This window comes from Pseudomonas sp. P5_A2_2 (assembly GCF_054177685.1).
Map to the genome: position 1 here is coordinate 1 of NZ_JBGCUL010000365.1, position 4,360 is coordinate 4,360.

General features: G+C 63.0%; 3 protein-coding genes and 1 pseudogene. All 4 read right to left on the minus strand.

Annotation, left to right across the window (positions count from 1 at the left end; all coding sequences use genetic code 11):
- Positions 1–536, minus strand: a pseudogene (locus ACXRVY_RS18440) (glycogen debranching protein GlgX); the annotation flags it as partial.
- 88 nt (positions 537–624) lie between these two features.
- Positions 625–960: a DUF2934 domain-containing protein gene (locus ACXRVY_RS18445; protein ID WP_223462874.1), complete on the minus strand. Its 336-nt coding sequence runs from the start codon at positions 958–960 to the stop codon at positions 625–627.
- A gap of 21 nt (positions 961–981) precedes the next feature.
- A complete protein-coding gene (locus tag ACXRVY_RS18450; RefSeq protein WP_223462873.1) occupies positions 982–3,777 on the minus strand; it encodes a malto-oligosyltrehalose synthase in 2,796 nt (931 codons plus the stop codon).
- The coding region (locus tag ACXRVY_RS18455) for a 4-alpha-glucanotransferase (RefSeq protein WP_458237934.1) at positions 3,774–4,360 on the minus strand (587 nt) is incomplete at its 5' end. The genes ACXRVY_RS18450 and ACXRVY_RS18455, both read right to left, overlap by 4 nt.

Consider the following 4,360-nt stretch of genomic DNA (forward strand, 5'->3'; position numbering starts at 1 on the left):
TCATAGATGATTGTCTTGTCCCACGGCACGCTGACGCGATGATCGTGGCCCCAGGTGTGCGCCGGGTCGATGACCTTGCATTTGGGCACGAAGGGCGCGCTGTCCCGTTCATCGAAGCTGAGGTCGGCCTCGGGGTGGCCGATGGTGTAGCCGAACAGCGCTTCGGACCATTTCAGCTTGCCGACCAGTTGTTTGGCGTAGGGGTCGATCAGCAGTTTGTTGGGGTTGAAGCGATGGCCGTTGGCCGGGTCGTACGGACCGTACACGCGATAGCCGTAGATCAACCCCGGATGGGCGTCGGGCAGGTAGCCGTGATAGATCTCGTCGGTGTATTCGGGCAGTTCGATGCGTTCGAGTTCCACCTCGCCGGTGTCGTCGAACAGGCACAGTTCAACTTTGGTGGCGTGGGCGGAAAACAGCGCGAAGTTGACGCCCAGGCCATCCCAGGTGGCACCCAGCGGAAAGGGCAGGCCTTCGCGGATTCGCGTGGCTTCGGCACGCGGGGCTGGCGCTGAGGCTTTCTTCGGACTGGTCATAGGTACTCCCACAGTTTTTCAGGGCGAGCATTACCCAACGTGGCAAGCGGACTCGGCACCCCTTCAATCAGGTCAAACGGCGTGCGCCTCAAACCGCCGGCGGTTTTCGCGCAGCCCGGGGCTTTTTCTCGACTGCCTTTTCTCCGGGCGGAATGACTTTCGAAGCTGCCGCAGGTTTGGCCTTGGCTTTCGGCGCAGCGGTCTTGCCATTGAGGGTCTTGTCCGGGCTGAGTTTTGCGTCTGCGGTTTTCTTCGGCGCTGTCTTGCTGGCGGGGGCCTTCGGTGACTTTTTCGGTGCCAGGGCTTCGGCTTCTGCCAGTTTGCGCGCCATCTCCCAGTGGCGGGCTTCCTGGCCCTCGGGTTTTCCTTCGGATTCCCAGATCTGATAGGCGAATTCGCGGATGCGTTTATCGTCGGTACTCATCGCAATGCTCCTGAACTGAACTCAAGTGTGGGTAGTTTGAATAAAGAGATTGACCGGGAAATCCCCCAGCGCGGCGCTGACCAGCAGCTCCCTGTGTTGTGTGACTGCGACGCCGGAAAAAAGTCCCTGCAGATTTTCGTCAGGGACGGTGAACGGCAATTTGACCCGGGTATCGCCCCACAGCGGCGCGTTGACCTGTGGTTCGGCACCGTTTTCCAGCAGCTCGGCACAACGTATCGGCACAATCACGATGGCGCGTGTTCCCTCCCGTTCACGGACAAAACCCAGCACTCGATGGGCCTCGCTGCCCACCACTTCCAGGGCCTGGTAAGTGCCACGCCGAAACAGCTCGGCATGCTCGGCACGCAAACCCAGGGTGCGCGCAATCAAGGCCTGCTTGATGCGCCCGTCACGCCAGTTCAGCAACAAGTCCGGCAGGTCCACCGCTTGCTGYAGCGCCTGCTGGCGGCTGGTGTAATCCACCGGGCGGCGGTTGTCCGGATCGACCAGGCTGAAGTCCCAGAAATCGTTACCCTGATACAGATCCGGCACGCCGGGTACGGTCATGCGCAGCAAGGTTTGCGCCAAACCGTTGAGTGCACCGGGCACGGCAATCGAACGGGCAGCCTTGGCGAGGGCCGTACGCAACAGCTCACCTTCGGGGCTGAGCAACAGGCGCTGGATGAAGTCCTCGCTCGCTTGCTCACAAGTGTCATTGGGCGCGCTCCAGCTGCTTTGCAGTTTGGCTTCGCGCAGGGCCTTGCGTTGCCATTGCCTCAGGCGTTTTGCGTAGTCTTCGAGCGCGAGCGGATTATCGAAACGCAATTGCAGAGGCCAACTGCCGAGAATTGTCTGGTACAGAATCAATTCATCGCCCGCCGAAGGCACTTGATCGTCACTGCGCAGTGGCCGGGCGAGGGTGCGCCACAGACCGATCTGGTCGGCGTACCAGTCGCTGCGCTCGCTCAATACCGCCAGCCGCGCCCGTGAATCTTCCCCGCGCTTGTGGTCGTGGGTAGCGCTGGCCAGCAGATTGTCCGGGAAGGCGTCGAGACGCTCGATGCAGGCTTGATGAAAGTCGGCAACCGGCGCACTGAACTGCTGGGTGTTGAACCCCACATCGTTGCGCGAGAGCAGGACCGCCGACCGATAGAGCGCGGTGTCTTCGACCGCTTTCGCCGCGGCCGGCGAAGTCAGTTGCTGGAAGCGTACGCAGGCGTGCTTGAGGCGTTTGCGCTGGCGACCGGCCGGGCGCTGCCGCCAGGGTTCACCGCCGAGCCAGCCGGCCAGGCAGTCGAGCACCGGCCAGTCTGCTTCGCCCAGGGTTTGCCGGGCACCGGCCATGGCCTGCTGGAAAAACACCTCGTCCTGGGCTGACCGGCCAAGGGGGCCGATGTAGGTGCGGTACACCGGGAAATGCACGATCAACGCCTGCAAGGCCCGGCGAATGGCGCCAAGGGTCAGGTCGCGGGTCATGAGATTGTCCCGGGCCACTTGCAGCAAGGCCTGGGCAACGCTTTCGAAATCCCCGGCGAGGGAGCCATTGAGGATTTGCTGACGGGCCAGTTGTGCTTCCTGGGAGAAGTCGGCGGTCCGCTCGCTGTGACGCTTCCAGCGCTCGGCCAGCGCCTGCGCACCCCTGGGGTCGGTTTGCAGCAGTGACAACTGGTTCATGAATTCGTAACCAGTGGTGCCATCCACCGACCAGTCACGAGGCAGGCTTTCACCTGCGCCGAGGATCTTTTCGACATAGATGGGCAGGTGGCGCCCCGCGGACAGGCTGTCGACCCGACGGCGCAGTTTTCGGCAGTAGCCCCGCGGGTCGGCAAGGCCGTCGATATGGTCGATGCGCAACCCGTCGATCAGCCCTTCAGCCACCAGTTGGAAGATCTTCGCATGGGTGGCTTCGAACACGGCGGGACGCTCGACGCGCAGTCCACCGAGTTCATTGATATCAAAGAAGCGCCGCCAGTTGATGTCGTCGGCGGCGGTGCGCCAACTGGCCAGGCGATAGCTCTGCCGCTCCAGCAGGTTGTGCAGGCGCTGCAAGCCCTCGCGGGTCACTGAGTCGTAGTTTTTCAGGTGCTGGTCAATGGCTTGGGCAATGGCCGGATCGCCGGTCAGGTCGCGCAGTTCTGCTTTCAGCGGTAGCGCCAGGCTGTGGGCATCGGTCTGGTAGCTCAGGGTGCTGAAGCGATCGGCCAGGGATTTGAGTTGTTCGGCCTGTTGCGTATCGAGCGGCGCATCGACCTTGAGCAGCTCGCCGTAATCCCAGGGGCAAATGGGAAAACGGTGTTCGTAGTACTCGACATGAAAGCTTCCGTGCCAGGCATCGAAGCGCAGGGGCAGGGTGCCGTCCTGCAACGCGACGCCATAGTCGCTGCCCAGAAACGGCAGGAGTAACTGGCCCTCCATCAACGGGTCGGGCGAGTGCCACTGGATGTCGAAAAATTCGCCGTAGGGGCTCAGGCGCCCCCACTCCAGCAAATCCAGCCACCAGGGATTATCACTGCCGCCGACCGCCATGTGGTTGGAGACGATATCGAGGATCAACCCCATGTTGTGCCCGTGCAGGGCACCGACCAGGCTGCGCAGCGCCGCTTCGCCGCCCAGCTCAGGATTGACCCTTGTCGGGTCCACCACGTCGTAGCCGTGCGTCGACCCGGCGCGCGCGCGCAACAGCGGGGAGGCGTAGACATGGCTGATGCCGAGACGGGCGAAGTACGGCACCAGTGGCACCGCGTCTTCCAGCGTGAAGCCTTTATGAAATTGCAGGCGCAACGTGGCGCGCAGTGGTCGGGTCGGCACTTGAGTCATCGATCACGCTCGGCCGCCTGCAGTCGCGCACAGGCGAGCAGTTCCAGACGCCGCGCGGCATCCGCTCCATCGAGCAGGGCCTCACTGTATCCGGGCAAGCGTCGCGACCAGTTCGGGTGAGTATCGATAGTGCCCGGCAGATTGGCCTGTTGTTCCACGCCAAGGGCATCTTCCAGTGGCAGCAACACCAGCGGCGAGCGGGTATGGCCGAGGAAGCGCACGCTGGCATCGAGCACCTGGTCGGTTTCGTGGGACTCTTCGCGGAAGTTCTGCGGGTCCTGGCTCAACGCCCGGCGCAGGCCCTCACGCTCGCGCTCGCGGTGCTGGCGCCATTCGATTTCAGCGCTGGCATCGACCATGCCGAGCCGGGCGTTCCAGTCGATATCGCGGCCATGCCACCAGCCGTTGAGGGTGGGCAGGTCATGGGTGCTGGTGGTCGCCAGGGCATTGTCCGGCCAGTCGAGGATGGGCTTGAAGTGCGTGTTGTCCTGCTCGAACAGCAACACCCGCATGCCGAGTATCGAACGGGCGATGAGTTTTTCCCGCAGGCCGTCCGGCACGGTGCCGAGGTCTTCGCCAAGGA

Excerpts from the sequence above, each read along its gene's own strand:
- ACXRVY_RS18445 (WP_223462874.1), bottom strand. The coding sequence starts at position 960 with ATGAGTACCGACGATAAACGCATCCGCGAATTCGCCTATCAGATCTGG.